A 23607-nucleotide genomic window follows, 5' to 3' on the forward strand; every position below is an offset into this window, starting at 1 on the left:
GGGTTGGCGAGCACTGTTCGGACCCCATGAGGGCGTAATGATTCCCCAAACGGGTCCAGACAATGCTCGAGTCAGAGTGAAACGAACCTGCGAACGCAGGCTCACGCAGCGCGCGATTATCCAGCAGGATGCGTTACAACGCATCAGTGTGGACTAACTATTTATCGTACAAAACCCCTTGTTTTCCTATTAACAAAGGGTTTTTCGACCTCATATTTGTAACAAGAATGTCACAGGGCCATCATTGACCAGATGCACCTGCATGTCTGCACCGAAGCGCCCGCTTGCCACATCGGCATGCTGGCCGCGTGCCTTGCTCAAAAGATAGTCGAACAATTGCGCACCGAGCGCCGGTGGTGCGGCGGTCGAGAAGCTCGGCCGCATGCCGCTGCGGGTATCAGCCGCCAGGGTGAACTGGGACACCAGCAGCAGGCCGCCACCGACATCCTTGAGCGACAGGTTCATCTTGCCCTGCTCGTCACTGAACACGCGATAGTTCAGCAGCTTGTGCAACAGTTTGTCGGCGTGTTCACGGGTATCTTCAGGCTCCACCGCCACCAATACCAGCAAGCCCTGGTCAATGGCACCGACAATCTCCCCGCCCACTTCCACGCGTGCGCCACGCACCCGTTGCAGCAAGCCCTTCATGCTTCTTCCAGCGGCAGGTCGAGCAGACGGCGCGCCATCTGGTCTGCCGCACGCACCAGGGCATCGGTGATACCTGGCTCGGAGGCAGCATGCCCGGCGTCGCGGATGACCTTCAACTCGCTGTTCGGCCAGGCCTGGTGCAGCGCCCAGGCGTTGTCCAGCGGGCAGATCACGTCGTAGCGGCCATGCACGATCACTGCTGGCAGATGGGCAATCTTCGGCATGTCGCGAATCAGCTGGTCGGGCTTCAGGAACGCGTTGTTCATGAAGTAATGGCATTCGATGCGGGCAATCGACAGCGCGCGCTGTGGCTCGGAGAAGCGGTCGACCACCAGCGGGTTCGGGCGCAGCGTGGCGGTACGGCCTTCCCAGGTGGACCAGGCCTTGGCCGCGTGCATCTGGGCGATCTGGTCGTTGCCGGTCAGGCGCTTGTGGAAGGCCTTGACCAGGTCACCCCGCTCCTCCGCCGGGATCGGTGCGATGTAGTCCTGCCAATAGTCCGGGAACATGCGGCTGGCGCCTTCCTGGTAGAACCACTCGATTTCCTGCGGACGGCACAGAAAGATGCCGCGCAGGATCAGACCGTGAACACGTTCGGGGTGGGTCTGGGCGTAGGCCAGCGCCAGGGTCGAGCCCCACGAGCCGCCGAACAGTACCCATTTTTCGATGCCCAGGTGCTTGCGGATGCGCTCAAGGTCCTCGACCAGGTGCCAGGTGGTGTTGTTCTCCAGGCTCGCGTGCGGCGTGGAGCGGCCACAGCCGCGCTGGTCGAAGGTGATGATGCGGTACAGGTTGGGGTCGAAGTAGCAACGGCTCTGGGCATCACAGCCCGCACCCGGGCCACCGTGGATGAATACCACAGGCAGACCTTCCGGCGAGCCGCTTTCATCGACATACAGCACATGCGGCGCTTCCACGGCCAGATCGTGCCGGGCGTAGGGTTTGATCTGCGGGTAGAGGGTCTGCATTGCGCACTCCGTGTGAAGGGGGATTTGGCCGTGGGCCATCATAAACCTGAATTGGCCGTTTGAGCATGCCCGCGCAGCAGCAAAGCCTCCGAGCGCGTGAGGCTAGACATATCTAGCGCCTGCCGCACCCGGCACACATCGAAGATCGAGGCCCCGCCACCACGAGCCCGATCATGACCTTGCCCCCGCACTACGCCCTGATAGCCGAAAAAATTCCCGCTTGGATGAAGGCGGCACCGGACACACACCAAACGCTTCGACACTCGCTGCGTACGCCGCTGCCGTGGTTCGAAAACGCCTGCCTGACCAACCCAGCCATCTGTCGCGAACTGCAGCCTGCCTATGCCCGCCACCGCGAAGCCGAGTCGCGCTGGCGTACGCTGCTGGCCCCATTACCTGGCCTGGAGGACTTCGCCCGGCCACGCCTGGTCGACGCCCTCAAGACGCGTTTCGGCCTGACCATCGACGTCGATCACACCTACTTGTTCAACGCCAGGTTGGCCGCCGCTTACCGACTGCGCAGCAACGATGCACGGGATTCAATGGCCACGGCGCAAGCGGCGCTGAAAATGGCCACGCAGCCATTGTTGAAATGCGCCCTGCAAAATTTCGAGGCGGCGCAGGCACGGGAGGGCGGCCTGGACGAAGGCGACCTGAAAGCCCAGATACTCGACAGTGACCGCTACCTGGCCTTCATGCCACAGGGAAAGCCCGTCGCTATCGAGCCAAGCGCGTTTGCCGCTCTGGTTCGTGAACTGGACCTGGGCGGCCAATACCAGCAATGTATCCGCAACCTCTTCAACCCGCCGGCGCGGCCGCTCGGCGGCGAGACGGCAGCGTCGGTGATGGCTGCCGCGAAAGGAGCCGAGCACCATGCATTTGTGTTGCAAACGCATCTGGCATTGCTCAAGGGCGACATTGATGCCACTTGGCACCGCGCTCTCAACGCCTTGCCAGGCTCGACTGACGATACGCTGACCTGCTCGTTCCTCAAGCTGTGGGACGTGGAGCTGACCAGCATCCTGATCATCGGGCCGTCGCGCCAGGGTGCCAGCCAGAGCGTGCCCATAGTTGCGTACATCCCTGACGACCCAGTCTCGCCACTGAAGGTCTATGCCTCTAGCAAAGCCTTCGCCGATGCACTGCGTGATCGCCTGCTCGACCGCGATTACCTGGCGTTCTTCCAACGTTTCATCCCCGCCCGCTCAAGTCAGGCGCTCAACACCCACCTCGAGAACCGCCTGCGGCCATGGACCCAGCCCCCTGGTCAAGCCTGGCAGGAGCGCCAACCCAACCCTGCGGCGCAACTGCACCTGCGCGAGTCGCCGCTGCTGCAGCCCATGCTCACCCAGTTGGCCAACCAGAAAGCCCGGCGCCTGCAGGACGATGCCCTGTTCCATGCCGTCCCCACTGCGGTGCGAGACGAACAATCGTTTGAGCATCTGCTGGCGTTCTTCGGCCAGGGCGCGCTGCAGGCACTTAACATCGCTGCGTTCTTCGTGCCTGCGCTGGGCGCCGCGATGTTGGGGGTGGCCGCGGTGCAGCTGGGCTACGAGGTTTACGAAGGGATCGAGAGCTGGACACGCGACGAGCGCGATCAAGCGCTGACCTACCTGATGGATGTGGTGGAAAACGTCGCACTGATGGCAGGTCTCGCCGCAGCCGGCGGTGGCGGCGCCATTCCAGCGGTGGAGCGAATCCCGGTGGAGGCACCTTCATTCATCGAGGACCTAGGCCCGGTTGAAATGCCGGACGCCAGCATCCGCTTGTGGAAACCCGACCTGGCACCCTTTGCCCACGATATCGTCCTGCCAGCAGGCCTGCAGCCAGACGCCTCAGGTTTGTACACCTATCAGGGCAAGACCTGGCTCGCCCTGGAGGATCGGTGGTACCTACTCGACGCCACCCAGGCGGCGGACCAGTTCACACTCGCGCACCCGACCAGGGCCGAAAGTTACAAGCCGCTGATCCGGCACAATGGCGCGGGCGCCTGGCTGCATGGACTGGACAAGCCTCGGGAATGGTCTGGCATCACGCTGTTCCGCCGTTTGGGGCCGCTGGGCGCGACACTCGACGAGGCCACCGCGGCACGCGTCCTGGAGATCACCGACACCAGCGAGGCCGTGCTTCGGCGCACGCTTGCCGACCAGTTGCGCCCGCCTGCACAATTGCAGGACACGCTCTGGCGACTCAAGCTGGACGCCGCCATCCCTGCTGAGCTCAGCCCCGCCGAGCGCAGGCTCAGGTTCGAGCGCGCCTTTGAGGCGTTGCAGGCGACCGATGACAGCGATGCCGCCCTGTTGCGGCGGGTCTACCCCGACCTGCCGTTCACCTTGCGCGACGAAGTGCTGCACGGTGCCACGCCTGGCGAACGGGCGCAGCTGGCACAAGGCAAGGTGCCCGCGCGCCTGGCCGAGGAGATCCGCGCCTACCTGCTGCAACTGCGGCTCAGCCGAGCCGGCGAAGGCTTGTTGATACCTGCGGCCAGCAACGCCGATACGGACCGATTGGTCCTGCGCATCATGACGCGCCTGCCGGGCTGGTCGGCGCAGGTGCGCATCGAAGTCAGGGCTAACGGCAGCCGGGGCAGCTTGATCGACAGTATCGGCCCGCAAGACGCGCAGATCATTCGTATCCTGGCACGTCATGCGGACGGCTACAGCGCCCTTGAAGCCGACGGTCGCGAGTTGCACGGGGTGGACAACCTCTTCGCGGCGCTTGCCCATGCCCTTCCCGATGCCCAACGCAATGCCTTGGGGGTACCTGGCGCCTGGGACGGCGAGCGCCTGCGAGACCTTGTCCGGCAGGCTCCGCTACCGCCTCGCCAAGACATACGCGAGGCGCTCGGCCTGCCAGCGGTTACGCCCGGCTACGTACCGCCAATGCGCCTGGCTGGCGGTCGCCTGGGCTACCTGCTGAGCGGCAGGGGCGCCATGAGCGGTTACATCCTCAGGGAGACGTTGCTCGACAGCCTGCGGATGCTTGGCTTTCAGGACCATGTGCCGGTCTCGGTCGAGCGCATTCTGCAGGCACTGGAAGAAACCGGCATGACCCGTCACCAGATCAACGCCCGCTTTCAGCAACTGGTGGACGAACGCCAGCGTCTGGACCTTGCCATGAGCCAATGGAACGCAATTTCGGCAACCCTGGCCGACCCTGAGGCCAGGGCATCCAGCCGCAGCCACATTGGCAGAGCCATCTGGCAGCACTGGTACTCCAACTGCTTGCCGGAAATCACCTGGATGCGGCTGCCCCTGCGTCTGGAGCAAGCATTCATCGACGATTTCCCGGCCACGTTGCCCGAGTTCATCTACCAACGAACGCGCAGCCTGCAGCTCATTGACATGAACCTGGCCCCCTCACCATCTCTGGCTAGCGACTGGGCCCAGGCCCAGGCATTGCTGGCTCGCTTTGCGAACGTCGTCGACCTGGAAATCAGCCGCCCAGCGTTCATGATCCACAGATACTCCATCTTCGCCATGGCGCTGATTCAGATTCCGACCCAATTCCCGGCCCTCACCCGCCTGAGCTTCGTCAACCAAGGCGCCATGATACTCACAGCCGACCTGAACCGCCTCGGCACCCTGGGCCAACTGCGCCATCTCGACCTGAGCGGCAATGCCCTGGCGTGGACTGCCGGCGCGCCGGGGCCGGGCATGACGCTCGACTATCTGGGGCTCGACCGCATGGGTTTCTACAGCTGGCCGAGCTGGCTGGACGCCAACGCGTTAGACACCATCGCCGAGGTGTCTTTGCGCAACAATTCGCTGATCGAGCTGCCGCGCTTCTTGTTGGACAATGCCGAGCCTGCAGCGCATCAAACGCGCGTTGCACTGGGTGGCAACTCGCTGCTTGCCTCGGTGGGCCAACAGATCCAGCTCAACCCTGACGGCCCGAACCATCGATTCACCTTCAATCTGGGCGTGCAGCGGGGCTCGTTTGGCGTGCTTGAGCAACACCTCCGTGGGCGCGATGAACTTCGTGAGGTACTGTCCCATTGGGTGGACACTGCCAGTGATACGGCGTCGCCATTCGATACGAACCTTGCTGGCCGGTTAGCCATCAACCGAATGTTGGTCGAATATTGGGACCGCCTGCCCGCTGGAGCAGCGCGCGAGCCCCTGGCACTCACGGACGTCGCCCTGGCGCATTTCCCGCCGCAGCTTCCAGCCTCTTTTACCGCCGAGGTCCGCAGCCTCACCCTGACCCGGGTGAGCATGACACTGGCGGAGCTGGACGCTTTGCTTCAGCGCTTCACCCACCTTACCCAGTTGCATCTGGAGGGCCATGTCCAGCCTTTGACCATGCTCCCTGAGGCGCTCACCGGGCTGACCTACCTGCAGGGCCTTACCCTGCATGATCAAGGCCTGCTGGTGGGGCAACAGAGCCTGGATCTGCTGGCGCGGATAGAAAGCCTGCGCATGCTCGACCTGTCCGGCAACCGCTTCGACGTCATTGCACAGGTGCCCGCCCCGCTGGCATCGCGGATCGAGCGACTGTACCTGGGCAACAGCAACCTGCAGCAATGGCCAGCCTGGGTGGAGGCGTTCAGCGAACTGCGCTTGCTGGGGCTGGACCACAACCTGATCAGCGAGCTGCCCCAGCATGTGCTCGAAAACCCAGTCAGCGCCCGTCCGCTGCTGGAAGTGTCGCTACGCGACAACCCACTGACCGACGCCAGCCTGCGGCAGGCCTATCATAGCGAGGGCAACGGCCGCCGCTACGCCTTTGTCATGGACTTGCCAGACGACCTGCAGGCGCATCTGCAGGATGACGCATCCGACACCCTGAGCGAGCATTCGCCAAGTTCCAGTCATGGCTCCAGTGGCGAAGAGGAAGGGGAAGACGAGGTGTTGGGGATGCACCCCTGGTTGCTCGACACGCCCGAGGAAAATCAGCTTCACGAACAGGCGTGGCAAGCGTTGGAACAAGACGAACAGGGCGACAGGCTGCTGCGACTGGTCGAACGCCTGCGCCAGAGCGCACCGTTTCGCGACAGCCGCCTGCGCCCGGCGTTCGCCAGGCGGGTCTGGGCCGTGCTGCAAAACGCCGCCAGCGACGCCGACGAACGCGCGCTTTACAGCGCGATCGCCGAAGAGGCTCTGCTGCAAGATGACGGCAGCCAGACCTGTCACGACGGCGCCCACCTGGTGTTCAACCAGATCGAACTGCGCCTGTTCAACCAGCAAGCGCTACGTGATATCCCACAAGCAGATCAAGGGCCGGCGCTGTATCGGCTCACGCGCCGGCTGTACCGGATGCAGGCCTTGGACGACATCGCCCTTGCCCGGCGCAATGGGCGCGACGAGGCGGAGGTACGCCTGGCCTACCGCATGCGCTTGGCGGCGGAGCTGGACCTGCCGGTTCCGCCCGGCGGAATGCTGTACGAAGCCACGGCCGCGGTCAGTGCGCTCGAGCTGAGCCAAGTCCTGTCCGAAGTGCAACAAGGCGAACATGGCACTGCATTTCTCACCTATGCCGCCAATAACGAGGCTTGGGTGAACCACCTGCGCCGCGCCTACGCCGTGCGATTCGAACAAATCGAAAGCGAATACCAACAGCAGGTCAACGGCCTGACCGATCGCTTCCCCGACCAGACCCTCGAGCAGTTGGGCCCCATGTTCGCGACCCTGGAAGCTGAAAAGAACAACCGTGAGCAAGGGCTGATTCGCGAACTGACGCACCTCGCGAGCCAGAGCCAGGAGTCGCCGACATGATGCAAGCAACCAACATGCGGTAACAGCACACGCTTGGCAGAGACGACCCGCTCCCGGTGCAGGGCCGTCTCTGAAGTGCAGATATCTACCACTTGCACGGCAGGCAGAACAGGCAAATTCCGCTGCTCTCATCAAGCAAAGGAGCCGGCCATGCCCATCCCGCCCAATGTGCACTACGCCACCATCGAAAAGAACATCCCTGCCTGGCTCAAACGAAGCTCCGAGTCCCTGCATCGCGAACTACGCAATTGGCAACAGGCCCCGGCCTGGCTGGCAGCAGCCATCGAGCGACAGCCAGACGTCGCTCGGGCCTGGAGCGAAGAACATGCTCGGCATCGTGAGCATCAGGCAGACGTGCAGAAGCTGTTCGCCCATTTGCCCGACCTTGAGACCTACGCCAGAAAAGCACTGACCGACGCCATCAATGAACGGTTCAAGCCTGAGTCCCCCATCGATGTGGACAATACCTACCTCATCGATGCTCGCCTGATTGACATCACCAATGCCATCCACAGCCGCCAGGCCGTGGACCGGGCGACGCGCTCGCTGCTGCACTGTGCCTTGCACAACTTCGATGCCGACGCGGCGGCCGAACATGGCATGGACGCGCCCGAAACGCTGCTGAAAAAGTCAGTCATCGTCGATTACCGGCGATTCATGGGCACCGTACCGATCATCAACGGGGTCGACATCACCGCCGAGGCCTTCGCCGACCTGTGCCGCAACCTGGATATTGGCGCCAGATACCATGACCTCGTGCATGCCATCTACTACCCAGCCGCGACGGCCGGGCGCAGCGCCGACGACGCGGCACTGGATGTTTACCTGACGTTGGGCAGGGCCGAAGTTTCGGCATTCAGGCAGTCCTTGCACTTCGCTCGGCTGAAGGGCGATATCGACAAGGACTTCTATGAAGCGGCCCTTGCCGTGCCCTTGGACAAGGCACCGACGGCGAATACCACCATCACCTTCAGCACACTCAGCCTCTGGGAAGCCGAGTTGAGCGGCATCGTCCTCGTCACGCGGGAAGCAAATGGGCAAAAGACCCAAGCCCTCTACAATGCGCAGGACGACGAGACACCGATCAAGACCTTCAGCTCCATCGACATGCTGGAAAAAGAGCTGAGCGACCGGCTACGAGCGAATATCGACTACCTGGACCCGCACATTGCCGACCGCGACAAAGCCTCGGTGCAATACCGCCTAGCGGACCGCCTGACACCCATCCAATGGAGCACCCGCGGCCTGCACGAGCGCGTGCCTGACCCACACACCAGCCTGTACCCGGTCAGCCGACCGTTCAGCCATGCGTTCCAGGGCATGATGGCGTTCAAGAAGGCCGAACGCCATGAGAAGGATGCGCTGTACCATGCGGTCCCTACCGAAATCGTTGACCGCCGTACCGCCCAGGCCCACCGCGAACTGATCTTTGGCCGTGTGTTGACCGGCTTGAACATCGCTGGTTTCTTCGTGCCTGGCCTAGGCCAGCTCATGCTTGCAGTGTGCGTGACCCAACTGGCCTTCGAGGTTTATGACGGCATCGAAGCCTGGCACAACGACGAGCGCGACACTGCGCTCAATTACCTGGTCGACGTGATCGAGAACGTTGCGATCATGGCTGCCCTCACCGCTGCGCATCAGGCATTGAAAGGCATCAAGGGCGAAACCAGCGGCCCGGCAGAAGAGCTCGAGGTAGAGCGCATTCCGGTGGAGACACCTTCCTTCATCGAAGAACTGGAAGAAGTCGAGATGCCCGACGGCCAGACCCGCTTGTGGAAACCCGACCTGACGCCCTACCGAAGCAACCAAGCGCTACCCAATGGCCTCGAACCGGATGAACGTGGCCTGCGCCAGCACCAAGGCAAGCAATGGCTGGTCGTCGAAGGCCAGCAATACCAGGTCGAGCAAACGCCGGCGACGGGCGAATACCGCCTGCGGCATCCCTCTACCCCGCATCGCTACCAGCCCCTCCTCAGGCACAATGGCGCCGGTGCCTGGCTGCTGCCCGGGGAGCAGCCGCAGCAATGGGCAGGCACGGCGTTACTGCGCCGGCTCGGTCACTTGAGCGCACACTTCGACGAAACGACGCTGCAGCGGATTCTCGACATCAGTGCTACCCACGAAGACGTAATCCGCCGAACCCTGGCAGAAAACGGGCGACTGCCTGCCTTGCTGGAAGATGCCTTGCAGCGCTTCAAGCTCGACCAACGCATCCGCCAGATACCAGATAGCAGAGCCTGGCCTGCCGCATTCGCACGGGCCTATGAAAGCCTACCCATTGTCCAGGCACCTAACGGTGAACTCATCCGGCGTGTCTATCCCGGCCTACCGGGCCCGGTCATCGACGAGCTGGCACGCAGTGCCGATGCCCGTGAACAGCAGGAACTGGGCAGCAGAAAAATGCCCCTGCGCCTGGCCGAGGAAGCCCGCATCTACCTACAGCAGACCCGCCTGGCCCGCGCCTACGAGGGTTTGTTCCTGGCGAGCGTGCGCAATTGGGACAGCGACTGCCTGATCCTCCACACCCTGCAGCGCTTGCCCCACTGGCCGGCAGATACGCGCCTGGAACTGCGCCAACGACGCTTCTGGCCCAGCCAAAGTGCCAGCATTGGCCCCCTCGATGCGCGCCTGCAGAAAACCATCAGCAGCGCCGAAGCGGGTTACATCGTCCATGTCGATGGCCCGACGGACACGCCCGCGCCCCTTTACCCAAACCTGCCGGCCGCGCTCTTCACGGCATTGCCTGAAGCCATGACGCAACTGGGCGTCTCCGGGTCGACCGACTTGCAGCACCTGCTGCAACGCAGCCCGCTACTACCCCGAGCGGCGTTGCGTGCGGTGCTGGGCATGCGCCCCGTGCGCCCAGGTTATCGCTCCCCCATGCGGCTTGCCGATGGGCGCGTAGGCTACCCGTTGAGCGGCGGCCTGCCGTCCACCGCCGACATCAGCCGTCAGACCTTGCTCGACGCAGTGGCCGCGACCGGATTGCCCGAGCACACCCGCAGGTCGGCGGAGCAGATTCTGCTGACCCTCACCAGCCCCGGCCGTACCCGGTTGCAAGTATTCGAGCGCCTGCAACAGCTACTGGAGCAGCGCAACGAACTGCAAAGCCGGCTGGACGAGTGGCGCGAAGGCATCGCTCCAAACTCCGAACAGTCCACAGCCGACCATGAGAACCTGCGCAATGCCATCATGCAGCACTGGTACGAGACCGCACTAGACGAAAACGGCGAGCATACGGCGCAACTGACCCTGCAACGAGTGCCCTGGGTGGATGTGCCGATGAACCTGCCACAGCACTTCACCGCCCAGGTTCGCCGGCTGCACCTGCTCGACCCGGCATCGGGCAACCTGGCCGGTTGGTCGCAGCATGACCGTATGCTGCAGCGCCTGCTGCGACAATTGCCTCACCTTGAGGAGCTGGAGATCAGCCGCCCGTACAACCCTCGGGCCACGCCTTCGCCGTTGCTGTTCAGCATCGCCACCATCAGCCAGCACCTGCCTGGCCTGCGCGCGCTGGCCTTGACCAACCAGAACATCGCACTCACCGCGACCGACCTCGACCTCCTGGCCGGGATGCCCCAGCTCAGGCGCCTGGAGCTGCGCGGCAACCGATTTGCCCAGCACAATACCCCGAGCCTCCACGAACTCTCACTGGAGTACCTGGGCCTGGACAACATGCAACTGAGCCAATGGCCCATCGGGCTCGGCGCCGATGCGCTAGGCCGCATTGCGCATGTATCGATGCGCAACAACAACCTCCGGTCACTGCCCACCTTCCTGATCAACGACCCGGACAGTGCACTGCGCCACAGCCTGCTCTCGCTGGAGGGCAACGACATCAACCAAGACCACCTGCAACGTCTGTTGCTCAACGAAACCCGGTTGGCGTCGCACGTGACTGTGGATCATTCGCCGGCGGTTTCCGAACGGCTGGCGCGTATCCGTCGTGAGCGGCAACAACTGCGCGAGGCCATCGAAGGTTGGGCGCAGGCTTCGACGTCCACCACGCCATTGACGCAGGGCATGCTGGAGGATCGTGAACGCATCGAGGCGGCGCTCAACCGGTTCTGGGAGAACCAGGAACGCGGCCTGCCTTACCTGCGGCTGCAACTGGAGGATATAGCGCTGCAGCACTTCCCCAGCCGATTACCGGCGTTCTTCCTCGAACGCGTGAATGCGTTGACGCTGAGCGGCGTCAGCGGCTCCACCGCACAGCTCGGCCAACTGCTTGAGCGCTTCCCCAACATCACCCGCCTGACCATTGACGCGCACATGGATGCCACGCCGTCGCTGGCATCTGCCCTGCGACGCCTGCCGCAGCTGGCTCATCTGGAATTTCGCAACATGGGCCTGGAGATCGACCAAGTCATGCTCGACACCTTCGGCGACCTGCCTCGCCTCACCTCGCTGGATTTGTCTGGCAACCGGGTTGGGGCCATTACCCAGGCACCAGCGGGGCTGGCCTCGAGCCTGACGTCGCTGAGCCTCAGCAATATGGGGCTGCAAGCCTGGCCCGCCTGGTGCGAAGGGTTGCTGCCACTGGAGCTGCTGGACTTGAGCACGAACAACATCGCTCAATTGCCTGACTACATTCTGCAGAACATGGAAAACCAAATGCCGATTTCATCGATCGCCCTGTTCGACAACCCTCTGGCATTGGACACCATCGTGCGTCTTCGGGTGTATTCGGAAAGCCAGCACAGCTTCACCTTCGCTCTGGACACCAACAGCCTGCTACTGACCGATACCTCAGATGACGACTCGTTGCTGGACCACCCCCACTTCCCGCTCGCCAGTGACGATACCCCACGGGTCGAATTGTGGAGCTTGGGCAATGAAGCCCAGAACGAAGCCCTGCTCGATTCCTGGCAAACCCTGCAGCAGCAGACGGACGGCGACAATCTGTTGCGGCTGGCCGGCCGCTTGCGCAACGCCGCGCCCTATGTCGACCCAACCTCACAAGCCGCCTTTGGCGAACGGGTACGCCTGATGCTGGTTACCGCAGCCACCCATGACGAGCTGCGCCCAACCATGAGCGCCATTGCAGCGGAGGCGCTGCCTGACCCGCTGACCGGCGCGCAGACCTGCCACGATGGTGCGCTCCAGACATTCAACAACATCGAGCTTCTGATGATGAGCAGCCGGGTTTTGACCGATGCCGGCGACTCGCTGGAGGACATGTATCGACGCCTGCGCCAGCTGTACCGCATGGGGCAACTGGAGCTGCTGGCCAATCAGCGTACTGCCCAAGGCGATCATGTCTCGGTACGCCTGGCCTACCGCCGCGAACTCGCCGCCGAACTGGACCTGCCGATTGCCGATGGCATGCGTTTCCGCGGGGCTGCCATGCTGGCCCCCGGCGAACTGGCCAGCGTCCTGGAGCAGGTCCGGGAGCGAGAAGGCAGCGATGCGTTCGTTACTTACCTGTTGGCGAACGACTATTGGACGGACCGCCTGCGTGCCGAATACGCAAGCCGTTTCGACGCGATTACTGAACGTTTCGGTGAACGTGTTCAGGAACTGAGCGCCCTGGACCTTCCCCTGCACGAGGAACTGGCCCTGCAACAGGGGCTGCACGATGACAAACAGCAACAGGAGATCGACCTGCTTCAGGAGCTGACCCGTCTATACATCCGGCACGACAGACCAGCGCGCTTGACGGCTGGCGGTGGCCAGCCGGCTGCGAGCTACCGTCCGTAGTGCGACTGGCCCCACGCCAGCATGGCCGCCAGCAGTGCGCGCAATACATCCTGAGTCGGGGCGGCGAGGTCCTGGCGATAAGCAAACGGCGCTGTTTCATCCATATAGGTGGACTGTGCCAGCTCCAGCTGCACCGCATGGATGTGCCTGGCCGGGTCTCCATAGTGGCGGGTGATGTGCCCGCCCTTGAAACGCCCGTTCAACACATGGCTGTAGCCCTGGGCCTCGGCGCACACACCTTGCAGGCGCTCGGCCAGTTGCGGGTCGCAACTGGCGCCATTGAAGGTACCCAGGTTGAAGTCTGGCAGCTTGCCGTCGAACAGGTGCGGGATCAGCGAACGAATCGAGTGGGCGTCCCACAGCAGCGCGTAACCGTGCACGTCACGCAGGCGAGCCAGCTCGCTCTGGATCGTGTCGTGATAGGGGCGCCAGACACCTTCCAGGTAACGGCTGCGCTCTTCGACTGTCGGCGCCAGCCCTTCCTTGAAAAGTGGTTCGCCGTCGAAAAGGGTCGACGGGTACAAACCGGTAGTAGCGCCCGCGTACAGTGGCTTGTCATCGTCCGGACGGTTCAGATCGATGACGAAACGCGAATACTCCGCTGCGACCACGCTCGCCCCCAATTCGCGGGCGAAGTCATACAGGCGCGGGATGTGCCAGTCGGTGTCGGGCAGGCTGCGGGCCTGCTCGACCAGGCCCTTGTCCACGGCCGGGGTCAGCTTGAGGCCGGCATGGGGCATGCTGATCAGCAGCGGCAGGCGGCCTTGGTGAAAACTCAGTACCTTGTCCATCGTGCCTCGCTCAGTCAAGTAATTCGTGGCCCTTGCGCACCACGCGCTTGGGCAGGTCGCCGCCGAGCCAGTAGGCCAGGTCGGCGGGACGGGCAATCTGCCAGGCGACGAAGTCGGCGACCTTGCCGACCTCCAGCGAACCGTGGCTGTCACCCAAACCCAGTGCCGTGGCAGCGTGCAGGGTGACGCCAGCCAGGGCTTCTTCCGGCGTCATGCGGAACAGCGTGCAGCCCATGTTCAGCATCAGGCGCAGCGACAACCCCGGCGAGGTGCCTGGGTTGAGGTCGCTGGCCAGGGCAATCTTCACGCCGTGACGGCGCAAGGCATCCATCGGCGGCAGCTGGGTTTCGCGCAGGAAGTAGAACGCCCCCGGCAGCAACACGGCGACCGTGCCAGCGGCGGCCATGGCGATCGCATCCTCCTCGGTCATGAATTCCAGGTGGTCCGCCGACAGCGCCTGATAACGCGCCGCCAGGCTGGAGCCGTGCAGCGAAGACAGCTGCTCGGCATGCAGCTTCACCGGCAGGCCCAGCTCATGCGCCTTGATGAACACCTTTTCGACTTGCGCCGGGGAAAACGCCAGGTGTTCGCAAAAGGCATCCACCGCATCCACCAGGCCTTCAGCGGCCAAAGCCGGCAGCATCTCGTCACAGATGTGCGCGATGTAATCATCTGCCCTGCCGGCATATTCCGGCGGCAAGGCGTGGGCAGCCAGGCAGGTGGCGCGCACCGCCAGCGGCAGCTCGTCGGCCAAGCGCCGGGCCACGCGCAGCATCTTGCGCTCGTTGGCCAGGTCCAGGCCGTAACCGGACTTGACCTCGAGGGTGGTCACGCCATCGCGCATCAACGCCTGAACCCGCTGGCGAGCACTGGCGAACAGCTCATCCTCGCTGGCCGCGCGGGTGGCCCGCACAGTGCTGGCGATACCACCGCCCTGGGCAGCGATCTCGGCATAGCTGACGCCCTGCAGGCGCTGCTCGAACTCGCCGCTACGGTTGCCACCGAACACCGCATGGGTGTGGCAATCGATCAGACCCGGGGTGACCCAGGCGCCGCCCAGGTCCACCGTTCGGTCAACCTCCAAAGGCTGCAGCTCGGCGCGAGGGCCAATCCACTCGATGAGCCCAGCACTGGTGACGATGGCCGCGTCCTCGATGATCGAGTAACGGCCCTCGGCCAGGGTTGCCGCGTGGCAGTGCTGCCAGAGGGTTCTCATGTGCGATCTCCTTGACTAGCGGTGCAGCTCGACCGGCACGTGCTTGCCTGCGCGCGGCTTGCACCACAGCAGGTAGGACGCCACCAGGAACACCACCCAGACCACACCGACCAACAAGGCCGCCTGGGTATCCGGGAAGTAACCGAGCACACCGAAAATGAACACCATGAAGGCAATGGCCATGGCTGGGCCGTAAGGCCAGAACGGTACCGGGAACTTCAGTTGGGCCGCCTCTTCACGGCTCATGCTGCGACGCATGGCCACCTGGGTGACCAGGATCATCAGCCATACCCACACGGTAGCGAAGGTGGCGATAGAGGCGATAAGCAGGAACACGTTTTCCGGGATCAGGTAGTTGAGCAGCACGCCGACCAGCAGCGCCGCGCCCATCACCACCACGGTCATCCATGGCACGCCGTGCTTCGACAACTTGCCAAAGCTGCGCGGCGCGTGGCCTTGCTGGGCCAGGCCATACATCATGCGACCGGCGCCGAAGATGTCGCTGTTGATCGCCGAGATCGCGGCCGAGATCACCACGATGTTCAGCACTGCAGCGGCCGAGCCGATGCCCAGGTGGCTGAAGATCTGCACGAACGGGCTGCCTTCGCTGCCGATCTGCGGCCACGGGTACAGGCACATCAGCACGAACAGGGTCAGCACATAGAACAGCAGGATGCGCAGCGGCACGGCATTGATAGCCTTGGGGATGACGCGCTGCGGGTCCTTGGCTTCACCAGCGGTGACGCCGATGATTTCGATGCCACCGAAGGCGAACATCACTACGGCGAACGAGGCGATCAGGCCACCGATGCCATTGGGCATGAAGCCGCCATGTTCGAACAGGTTGCTGATGCCGGCAGCATGTTCGCCACTCACCTGGCTGAAGCCGAAGGCCATGATGCCGAGACCGGCCAGGATCATCGCCACGATGGCGCCGACCTTGAGCAGCGACAGCCAGAATTCCATTTCGCCGAACACCTTGACGTTGCACAGGTTGAGTCCGCCGATCACGAAGACGATGCCCAGCACCCAGATCCAGCGGGCCACTTCCGGGAACCAGAAGCCCATGTAGATACCGAAGGCGGTGATGTCGGCGATGGCCACAATGACCATTTCGAAGGCGTAGGTCCAACCGAGGATGAAGCCGGCCATGGGGCCGAGGTAGGTGGTGGCGTAATGGCCGAAAGAACCGGCTACCGGGTTGTGCACGGCCATTTCGCCGAGGGCGCGCATGACCATGAATACCGCAGCGCCGCCAATCAGGTAGGCCAGCAGTACAGCCGGGCCGGCCATCTGGATCGCCGAGGCGGAGCCGTAGAACAGGCCGGTACCGATGGCAGAGCCAAGGGCCATGAAACGGATGTGGCGGGCCGTTAGCCCGCGCTTGAGACCTTGAGCTTGTTGCATGTCACGTCCTTAAATTGTTTTTGTGGTCGTGAGGTCGATGGGGGCTGCTTTGCAGCCCATTCGCGACACAAGGCCGCTCCTACAGGAGAGCGCGTAGCCTTTGTAGGAGCGGCCTTGTGTCGCGAAAGGGCCGCAAAGCGGCCCCGGAGGCATCACAGGCTAGGCAGGACACCAGCAGGCAGCAGCCCGGTCAGGCTGCCCTTGGCCAGCAGCTCGACGGCTGCCTCGATGTCCGGCGCGAAGAAGCGGTCACGGTCGTAGTGCGGCACTTCACGACGCAGCGCCTGGCGCGCCTGCTCCAGCTTCGCCGAAGTCTTCAGGCCTTTGCGCAGGTCCAGCCCCTGACACGCACCCAGCCATTCGATGGCCAGCACGCCACGGGTGTTCTCGGCCATTTCCCACAGGCGCTTGCCAGCGGCCGGGGCCATCGACACGTGGTCTTCCTGGTTGGCCGAGGTCGGCAGGCTATCGACACTATGCGGGTGCGACAAGGCTTTGTTCTCGCTGGCCAGGGCGGCAGCGGTAACCTGAGCGATCATGAAGCCGGAGTTGACCCCACCATTTTCCACCAGGAACGGCGGCAGCTGGGACATGTGCTTGTCCATCATCAGCGAAATGCGGCGTTCGCTCAGCGAACCGATTTCGGCGATCGCCAAGGCGATGTTGTCGGCGGCCATGGCGACCGGCTCAGCGTGGAAGTTGCCACCGGAAATCACATCGCCTTCGGCGGCGAATACCAACGGGTTGTCCGACACTGCGTTGGCTTCGATGCCCAGCACCTCGGCAGCCTGGCGGATCTGGGTCAGGCAGGCGCCCATGACCTGTGGCTGGCAGCGCAGCGAGTACGGGTCCTGGACCTTGTCACAGTTCTTGTGCGACAGCGACACTTCGCTGGAGTCGCCGAGCAGGTCGCGGAAGCAGGCAGCGGTATCGATCTGCCCACGCTGGCCACGCACTTCGTGGATACGCGCATCGAACGGCGAACGCGAACCCAGCGCAGCTTCGACGCTCAACCCACCACAGGCGATGGCGGCGGCATACAGGTCTTCAGCCTGGAACAGGCCGCGCAGGGCATACGCGGTGGACGCCTGGGTGCCGTTGAGCAGGGCCAGGCCTTCTTTGGCGGCGAGGGTCAGCGGCTCAAGGCCGGCAACAGCCAGGGCTTCGGTAGCCGACAGCCACTGGCCCTGGTGACGGGCCTTGCCTTCGCCCAGCAGCACCAGCGACATATGCGCCAGCGGTGCCAGGTCGCCAGAAGCGCCAACCGAGCCTTTGAGCGGGATGTGCGGGTAGACTTCGGCGTTGACCAGGGCGATCAGTGCATCGATGACCTTGCGGCGGATACCGGAGAAGCCACGGCTGAGGCTGTTGATCTTGAGGACCATGATCAGCCGTACCAGGGCGTCATCCAGCGGCGCGCCAATACCGGCGGCGTGGGACAGCACCAGCGAGCGCTGCAGGTTTTCCAGGTCGTGGCTGGCGATGCGGGTCGAAGCCAGCAGGCCAAAACCGGTGTTGATGCCGTAGGCGGTACGGTCTTGGGCAATGATCTGCTCGACACAGGCGACGCTGGCGTCGATGGCCGGCGCGGCGCTGGCGTCCAGCTGCAGGCGCACAGGCGCGGCGTGGATGGCACGCAGCTGGGCCAGGGTCAGGGTACCGGGCTTGAGGGTCAGTACGGTCACTTCGCTACTCCAATTCTGTCAGGGGCCCGCAGGCCCCTCTTCTATTCAGTATCACTCAAAGCGCAGCGATCAGCCCGTGATCATTGGCAGGTCGAGGCCCTGCTCCTTGGCGCAGTCGATGGCGATGTCGTAACCGGCATCGGCGTGGCGCATCACGCCAGTCCCCGGGTCGTTGGTCAGCACCCGAGCGATACGTTCGGCGGCTTCATCGGTGCCATCGCAGACGATGACCATGCCCGAGTGCTGGGAGAAGCCCATGCCTACGCCACCGCCGTGGTGCAGCGATACCCAGGTGGCGCCGCCTGCGGTATTGAGCAGGGCGTTGAGCAGCGGCCAGTCGGAGACGGCATCGGAGCCATCGCGCATGGCTTCGGTTTCGCGGTTGGGGCTGGACACCGAGCCGGAGTCCAGGTGGTCACGGCCGATGACCACCGGTGCCGACAGCTCGCCGCTGCGGACCATTTCGTTGAAGGCCAGGCCCAGCTTGGCGCGCAGGCCCAGGCCAACCCAGCAGATACGTGCCGGCAGGCCCTGGAAGCTGATGCGCTCGCGGGCCATGTCCAGCCAGCGGTGCAGGTGGGCGTCGTCCGGGATCAGTTCCTTGACCTTGGCGTCGGTCTTGTAGATGTCTTCAGCGTCGCCGGACAGCGCCGCCCAGCGGAACGGACCGATGCCACGGCAGAACAGCGGGCGGATGTAGGCCGGGACGAAGCCTGGGAAATCAAAGGCGTTGGCTACGCCCTCTTCCTTGGCCATCTGGCGAATGTTGTTGCCGTAGTCGAAGGTCGGGATGCCTTGCTTCTGGAAGTCGAGCATGGCCTGTACGTGCACGGCCATCGACTGTTTGGCGGCCTTGACCACAGCAGCCGGCTCGGTCTGCGCGCGGTCGCGGTACTGCTCCCAGGTCCAGCCGGCTGGCAGGTAGCCGTTCAGTGGGTCATGGGCGCTGGTCTGGTCGGTGACCATGTCCGGGCGCACGCCACGCTTGACCAGCTCTGGCAGGATTTCGGCGGCGTTGCCATGCAGGGCGATGGAGATCGCCTTGCCTTCGGCGGTGTACCTGGCGATGCGGGCCAGGGCGTCGTCGAGGTCAGTTGCCTGCTCGTCGACATAGCGGGTTTCCAGGCGGAAGTCGATGCGGCTCTGCTGGCATTCGATGTTCAGCGAGCAGGCACCGGCCAGGGTTGCCGCCAGTGGCTGGGCACCGCCCATGCCGCCGAGGCCGGCAGTCAGCACCCACTTGCCTTTCAGGCTGCCGCCGTAGTGCTGGCGACCGGCTTCGACGAAGGTTTCGTAGGTGCCCTGGACGATGCCCTGGCTGCCGATGTAGATCCAGCTGCCGGCGGTCATCTGGCCGTACATGGCCAGGCCCTTGGCGTCCAGTTCGTTGAAGTGCTCCCAGTTGGCCCAGTGCGGTACCAGGTTGGAGTTGGCGATCAGTACACGCGGCGCGTTGCTGTGGGTCTTGAACACGCCGACCGGCTTGCCCGACTGCACCAGCAGGGTTTCGTCGTCTTCCAGTCGGGTCAGGGTCTCGACGATCTTGTCGTAGCAGGCCCAGTTGCGCGCGGCGCGGCCGATGCCGCCATACACCACCAGCTCTTTCGGATTTTCCGCGACCTGCGGGTCGAGGTTGTTCATCAGCATGCGCAATGGCGCTTCGGTCAGCCAGCTCTTGGCGGTCAGCTTGTTGCCACGGGGGGCACGGATTTCAACGTCACGGTATTTGTTGTTGTCGGTCACGGGAAGGTCCTCGGCGGTTGTCCGCGGGCAGATGTGTCGTGGTCAATATACAAACACATCTTTACTTGTATGTACAAGCATGGACAAGCAAAATAATCGGACCGCTCCTCCGAATTCATGAAAGCACTGGGGCCGCTTTAGCGACACAAGGCCGCTCCTGCAGGGGAACGCATATCCCTGTAGGAGCGGCCTTGTGTCGCGAAAGGGGCGCGAAGCGGCCCCGGCTATCTCAAACTGGAATGAGTTCGATCAGGCAGAACCGACCCTGTACCTCCAGCCCCAACAACTCGTCATTGCCCTCCAACCGCAGGCAGTCATACAGCCCCAAACGCTGCATTTCATGCCCAGCCATCGCCACTTCCACCTGATTGCTCGCGGCAAACAGCAACACCGTCGACGCCGAGCTGTACAAGCGGCTGGTACCGTCGAACCACTGCAAGCGCGCCCGATAGCGCTGCGGCGCATAGATCAGGTTGAAGTCGCGGATCGGCCCACCGAGCAATTTGCAGCTGACCTGGCTCTCGCCACTGAAGGCGAACGCATCGAACGGCAACAATGGCCGGGTGGCCTGCTCGTCGACCAGCAAGCGCATGCCGTCTCCCTGCAGCACGGTGATGATCCGCTGGTAGCCGGCAAACACGGAAAACCCACCCGATTCCTCGATATCGGCAATCGACAGGCGCCAACCGAAGCCATCGAGCCCTTCGCCGTTATCGCGGGTAATCTCTTCGGTGAAACCGCCACCGTTCTTCCACGGCATGCGCGGGTAATTCTGCGCACGCAGCAACTGCAACTGGGTCATTTACTGAAACGTCCTTCAAGGCGGTGACGGGAACCGGGGTGGATCAGCCGCGCTGCAGTCACGGGCTGACGCCCCGACCAGGTGCGACGACGGATCAGCAGGCAGGGCTCGCCGCGCTCGATCTGCAACAGGCGACACTCTTCGGGCTCGGCGAGAATCGCCTCGACCACGTGCTCACCCTCGGTCAGCGGCGCCACCTGGGACAGGTAGGCGTAAGGCGTCTGCCGGGTGAAGTCCTGCTTGAGGTAGTCGGGGGCGATGGCGGCGTTGACGTAGCGGTCCTCGATCTGCACCGGCACGCCGTTTTCGCAATGCACGATCAACGAGTGAAACACCCGCTGCCCTTCGCGCATGTCCAGGGCCAAGGCGCGTTCGGAACCAGCGGCCTCTTCGGCCAGCTTGATCACCTGGCAGCTATGCTGGTGACCACGGCCGGCGATCTCGTCGGCAATGTTGTTGACTTCGAACAGCGCCGAGCGGGTCTTGGGCTCGGCGACGAAGGTGCCTACCCCCTGCATCCGCACCAGCAGGCCTTCAGCGGTGAGTTCACGCAAGGCGCGGTTGATGGTCATGCGGCTGAAGCCCAGCTCGCTGACCAGTTCGCTCTCTGAGGGCACCCGGTGATGCGGCGGCCAGCTGCCGTTTTCGATCTGCTGGATGATCATTTGCTTGACCCGGGCATACAGCGGCGCCGGGCCCTCGCCCATCTGGGCAACCAGCGCGGAGACAGGAGGTGTCGGCACGGCGTTGAGTCCTTAGGCAATGGAATGAGCGGTAGCTTGCCGCAGTTTACCCGGCAGGCAAACGCCTGTATATGTATATACAAGTCAAACAATAACAGGATTCTCTCCGATGTCCGCCTATTTTGCCGAACGCGCCCTGCTGCCTACGGGTTGGGCCAGTAACGTCCGCCTCGAAGTGTCCAGTGACGGCCTGCTCAGCCGCATCGAAGCCGACGCTTCGGCCGAAGGCGCCGAACGCCTGACCGGGCCGTTGCTGCCCGGCATGCCCAACCTGCACTCGCATGCGTTCCAAAGGGCCATGGCTGGGCTGGCGGAAGTCGCGGGCAACCCCAACGACAGCTTCTGGACCTGGCGCGAGCTGATGTATCGCCTGGTCGGCAAGATCACCCCGGAGCAGCTGCAGGTCATTGCCCGCCAGCTGTACATCGAGATGCTCAAGGCCGGCTACACCTCGGTGGCCGAGTTCCACTACGTGCATCATGACCAGGCAGGCAAAGCCTACGCCGACCCGGCCGAGCTGTCCCGACGCATCAGTGCAGCTGCGGCCAGCAGCGGCATCGGCCTGACCTTGCTGCCAGTGCTGTACAGCCACGCCGGTTTTGGCGGCCAGGCGCCGAACGAAGGGCAGCGGCGCTTCATCAACTCCACCGAGCAGTACCTGCACCTGCAGGCGCAACTGGCGCCAATATTGGCAGCGCAACCTGCGCAGCAGCTGGGCCTGTGCTTCCACTCCTTGCGCGCGGTCACGCCCGGCCAGATCGCCGAGGTACTGGCCGCCGGTAACCCGCAGTGCCCGGTTCATATCCACATCGCCGAACAGCAGAAGGAAGTCGACGACTGCCTGGCCTGGAGCGGGTTGCGGCCGCTGCAGTGGTTGTATGAACACGTCGATGTGGACCGTCGCTGGTGCCTGGTGCACGCCACCCATGCCGAAGCCGACGAAGTCACGGCCATGGCGCGCAGTGGTGCAGTGGCCGGCTTGTGCCTGACCACCGAAGCCAACCTCGGCGACGGTATCTTCCCGGCGGTGGACTTCCTGGCCCAGGGCGGGCGCATGGGCATTGGCTCGGACAGCCATGTGTCGCTGAGCGTGGTCGAGGAGCTGCGCTGGCTGGAATATGGCCAGCGCCTGCGGGACCAGCGGCGTAACCGGCTGTACCGTGGCGACCAACCAATGGTCGGGCGTACGCTCTACGACGCGGCACTGGTTGGCGGGGCGCAGGCGCTGGGGCAAGCCGTTGGCGAGCTGGCGGTAGGCAAGCGGGCCGACTGGCTGGTGCTGGATGGGCAAGACCCGTACATCGCCATGGCCGAAGGCGACGGGATTCTCAACCGCTGGCTGTTCGCCGGCGGCGACCGTCAGGTGCGGGATGTGATGGTCAATGGTCAGTGGGTGGTGCGTCAGGGGCAGCATGCCCATGAAGAGGAGAGCAGGCAGGCGTTTGCTGAAGTACTGCGGCAACTCCTGGGCTAACTGGGGCCGCTTTGCGGCCCTTCGCGGGCTTGCCCGCTCCCACAGGATGGACTGCCCCCTAAAAGTTGGACAGTTCTATGCTGCAGCCTGAGCCCTGTACTCAACAGGGCTCAAACCATTGAGCTTCAGTTTGATGCGGTCATGGTTGTAGTAGCGGATGTACTCGTCCAGGCCCGCTTTCAACTCATCGACACTCTCAAAGCGCTTCAGGTAGAAAAATTCAGACTTGAGCGTACCGAAGAAGCTTTCCATGGCCGCGTTGTCCAGGCAATTGCCCTTGCGCGACATGCTCTGTTTCACGCCTCGCCCACGGAGTTTGTGACGATACTGAGCCTGCTGGTAATGCCATCCCTGATCTGAATGCAGCACAAGCTTCGGCTTCTCTCCCAAGCAGTCGAGGGCCTTGTCGAGCATGTTCCCAACCAGGCTGTAGCAAGGACGTTTGGCCGTTTCGTACGCCACGATTTCACCGTTGTACAAATCCATCACCGGCGAGAGATAGAGCTTCTGTTGCGCCACCTTGAATTCAGTCACGTCGGTCACCCACTTCTGATTAGGCCGTTGGGCAACAAAATTTCGCTCCAGCAAATTCGCCGCCACCTTGCCGACAACACCACGATAGGAACGGTATTTCTTAGGCCGTACCACTGACTTCAACCCTTGCTCAGCCATCAGTCGTTCAACGACCTTCTTGTTCACCAGCTTGTCCT

13 protein-coding genes are annotated in these 23607 nt (G+C 63.4%); 3 read left to right on the forward strand and 10 right to left on the reverse strand.

The genetic code is table 11. The features are described 5' to 3' along the window. Positions 1 to 210: 210 nt before the first annotated feature. Both dtd and pip read right to left on the reverse strand, forming a co-directional pair. On the reverse strand, positions 211 to 648 hold the full coding sequence (dtd, locus tag CQW31_RS25545) for a D-aminoacyl-tRNA deacylase (protein ID WP_099815695.1): 438 nt from the start codon (positions 646 to 648) through the stop codon (positions 211 to 213). Next, a complete protein-coding gene (gene pip / locus CQW31_RS25550) occupies positions 645 to 1616 on the reverse strand; it encodes a prolyl aminopeptidase (RefSeq protein ID WP_099815696.1) in 972 nt (323 codons plus the stop codon). Before pip ends, dtd begins: the two co-directional genes overlap by 4 nt. Positions 1617 to 1789: 173 nt before the next feature. Between pip and CQW31_RS25555 the strand changes: the two genes are divergently transcribed. Together CQW31_RS25555 and CQW31_RS25560 are read left to right on the forward strand one after the other, a co-directional pair. Continuing rightward, on the forward strand, positions 1790 to 7333 hold the full coding sequence (locus CQW31_RS25555) for an NEL-type E3 ubiquitin ligase domain-containing protein (RefSeq protein ID WP_099815697.1): 5544 nt from the start codon (positions 1790 to 1792) through the stop codon (positions 7331 to 7333). Between the two features lie 150 nt (positions 7334 to 7483). Continuing rightward, positions 7484 to 13036, forward strand: coding sequence for an NEL-type E3 ubiquitin ligase domain-containing protein (locus CQW31_RS25560; RefSeq protein ID WP_099815698.1), 5553 nt, complete (start codon positions 7484 to 7486; stop codon positions 13034 to 13036). On the opposite strand, the gene hutG is transcribed toward CQW31_RS25560, so the two are convergent. The 7 genes from hutG to hutC all read right to left on the reverse strand — a co-directional run bounded on the left by hutG (position 13024) and on the right by hutC (position 21387). After that, complete coding sequence (gene hutG / locus CQW31_RS25565) at positions 13024 to 13827, reverse strand: N-formylglutamate deformylase (RefSeq protein WP_099815699.1); 804 nt, start codon at positions 13825 to 13827, stop codon at positions 13024 to 13026. The two genes, CQW31_RS25560 and hutG, sit on opposite strands and share 13 nt — an antisense overlap. A gap of 10 nt (positions 13828 to 13837) precedes the next feature. Then, positions 13838 to 15043 (reverse strand): imidazolonepropionase, encoded by a 1206-nt coding sequence (hutI, locus tag CQW31_RS25570; RefSeq protein WP_054884274.1) that lies wholly within the window; start codon positions 15041 to 15043, stop codon positions 13838 to 13840. Positions 15044 to 15058: 15 nt separating this feature from the next. Beyond that, complete coding sequence (locus CQW31_RS25575) at positions 15059 to 16450, reverse strand: amino acid permease (RefSeq protein WP_054884273.1); 1392 nt, start codon at positions 16448 to 16450, stop codon at positions 15059 to 15061. Positions 16451 to 16602: 152 nt separating this feature from the next. Then, positions 16603 to 18135, reverse strand: a complete 1533-nt coding sequence (hutH, locus tag CQW31_RS25580) for a histidine ammonia-lyase (protein WP_099815700.1) — start codon at positions 18133 to 18135, stop codon at positions 16603 to 16605. A 69-nt stretch (positions 18136 to 18204) separates the two neighbouring features. Then, the gene (hutU, locus tag CQW31_RS25585) at positions 18205 to 19878 is read right to left on the reverse strand and encodes a urocanate hydratase (protein ID WP_054884271.1); all 1674 of its coding nucleotides are present in this window, start codon (positions 19876 to 19878) and stop codon (positions 18205 to 18207) included. Positions 19879 to 20107: 229 nt separating this feature from the next. Then, the gene (locus CQW31_RS25590; protein WP_099815701.1) at positions 20108 to 20680 is read right to left on the reverse strand and encodes a HutD family protein; all 573 of its coding nucleotides are present in this window, start codon (positions 20678 to 20680) and stop codon (positions 20108 to 20110) included. Further along, positions 20677 to 21387, reverse strand: a complete 711-nt coding sequence (gene hutC / locus CQW31_RS25595; RefSeq protein ID WP_177332355.1) for a histidine utilization repressor — start codon at positions 21385 to 21387, stop codon at positions 20677 to 20679. Before hutC ends, CQW31_RS25590 begins: the two co-directional genes overlap by 4 nt. Before the next feature lie 145 nt (positions 21388 to 21532). Here hutC and CQW31_RS25600 point away from each other — a divergent pair, with 145 nt between their 5' ends. Continuing rightward, positions 21533 to 22897 (forward strand): formimidoylglutamate deiminase, encoded by a 1365-nt coding sequence (locus CQW31_RS25600; protein ID WP_099815702.1) that lies wholly within the window; start codon positions 21533 to 21535, stop codon positions 22895 to 22897. Between the two features lie 75 nt (positions 22898 to 22972). On the opposite strand, the gene CQW31_RS25605 is transcribed toward CQW31_RS25600, so the two are convergent. Next, on the reverse strand, positions 22973 to 23607 hold a 635-nt coding region (locus tag CQW31_RS25605), incomplete at its 5' end, for an IS3 family transposase (RefSeq protein ID WP_143524246.1).

The organism is Pseudomonas sp. 382 (assembly GCF_002759075.1).
GTDB lineage: Bacteria > Pseudomonadota > Gammaproteobacteria > Pseudomonadales > Pseudomonadaceae > Aquipseudomonas > Aquipseudomonas vlassakiae.

Bases quoted from the DNA above. Each gene is read 5' to 3' on its own strand.
- dtd (WP_099815695.1), bottom strand. From the start codon at position 648: ATGAAGGGCTTGCTGCAACGGGTGCGTGGCGCACGCGTGGAAGTGGGC.
- pip (WP_099815696.1), bottom strand. From the start codon at position 1,616: ATGCAGACCCTCTACCCGCAGATCAAACCCTACGCCCGGCACGATCTG.
- CQW31_RS25555 (WP_099815697.1), top strand. From the start codon at position 1,790: ATGACCTTGCCCCCGCACTACGCCCTGATAGCCGAAAAAATTCCCGCT.
- CQW31_RS25560 (WP_099815698.1), top strand. From the start codon at position 7,484: ATGCCCATCCCGCCCAATGTGCACTACGCCACCATCGAAAAGAACATC.
- hutG (WP_099815699.1), bottom strand. From the start codon at position 13,827: ATGGACAAGGTACTGAGTTTTCACCAAGGCCGCCTGCCGCTGCTGATC.
- hutI (WP_054884274.1), bottom strand. From the start codon at position 15,043: ATGAGAACCCTCTGGCAGCACTGCCACGCGGCAACCCTGGCCGAGGGC.
- CQW31_RS25575 (WP_054884273.1), bottom strand. From the start codon at position 16,450: ATGCAACAAGCTCAAGGTCTCAAGCGCGGGCTAACGGCCCGCCACATC.
- CQW31_RS25590 (WP_099815701.1), bottom strand. From the start codon at position 20,680: ATGACCCAGTTGCAGTTGCTGCGTGCGCAGAATTACCCGCGCATGCCG.
- hutC (WP_177332355.1), bottom strand. From the start codon at position 21,387: ATGGGCGAGGGCCCGGCGCCGCTGTATGCCCGGGTCAAGCAAATGATC.
- CQW31_RS25600 (WP_099815702.1), top strand. From the start codon at position 21,533: ATGTCCGCCTATTTTGCCGAACGCGCCCTGCTGCCTACGGGTTGGGCC.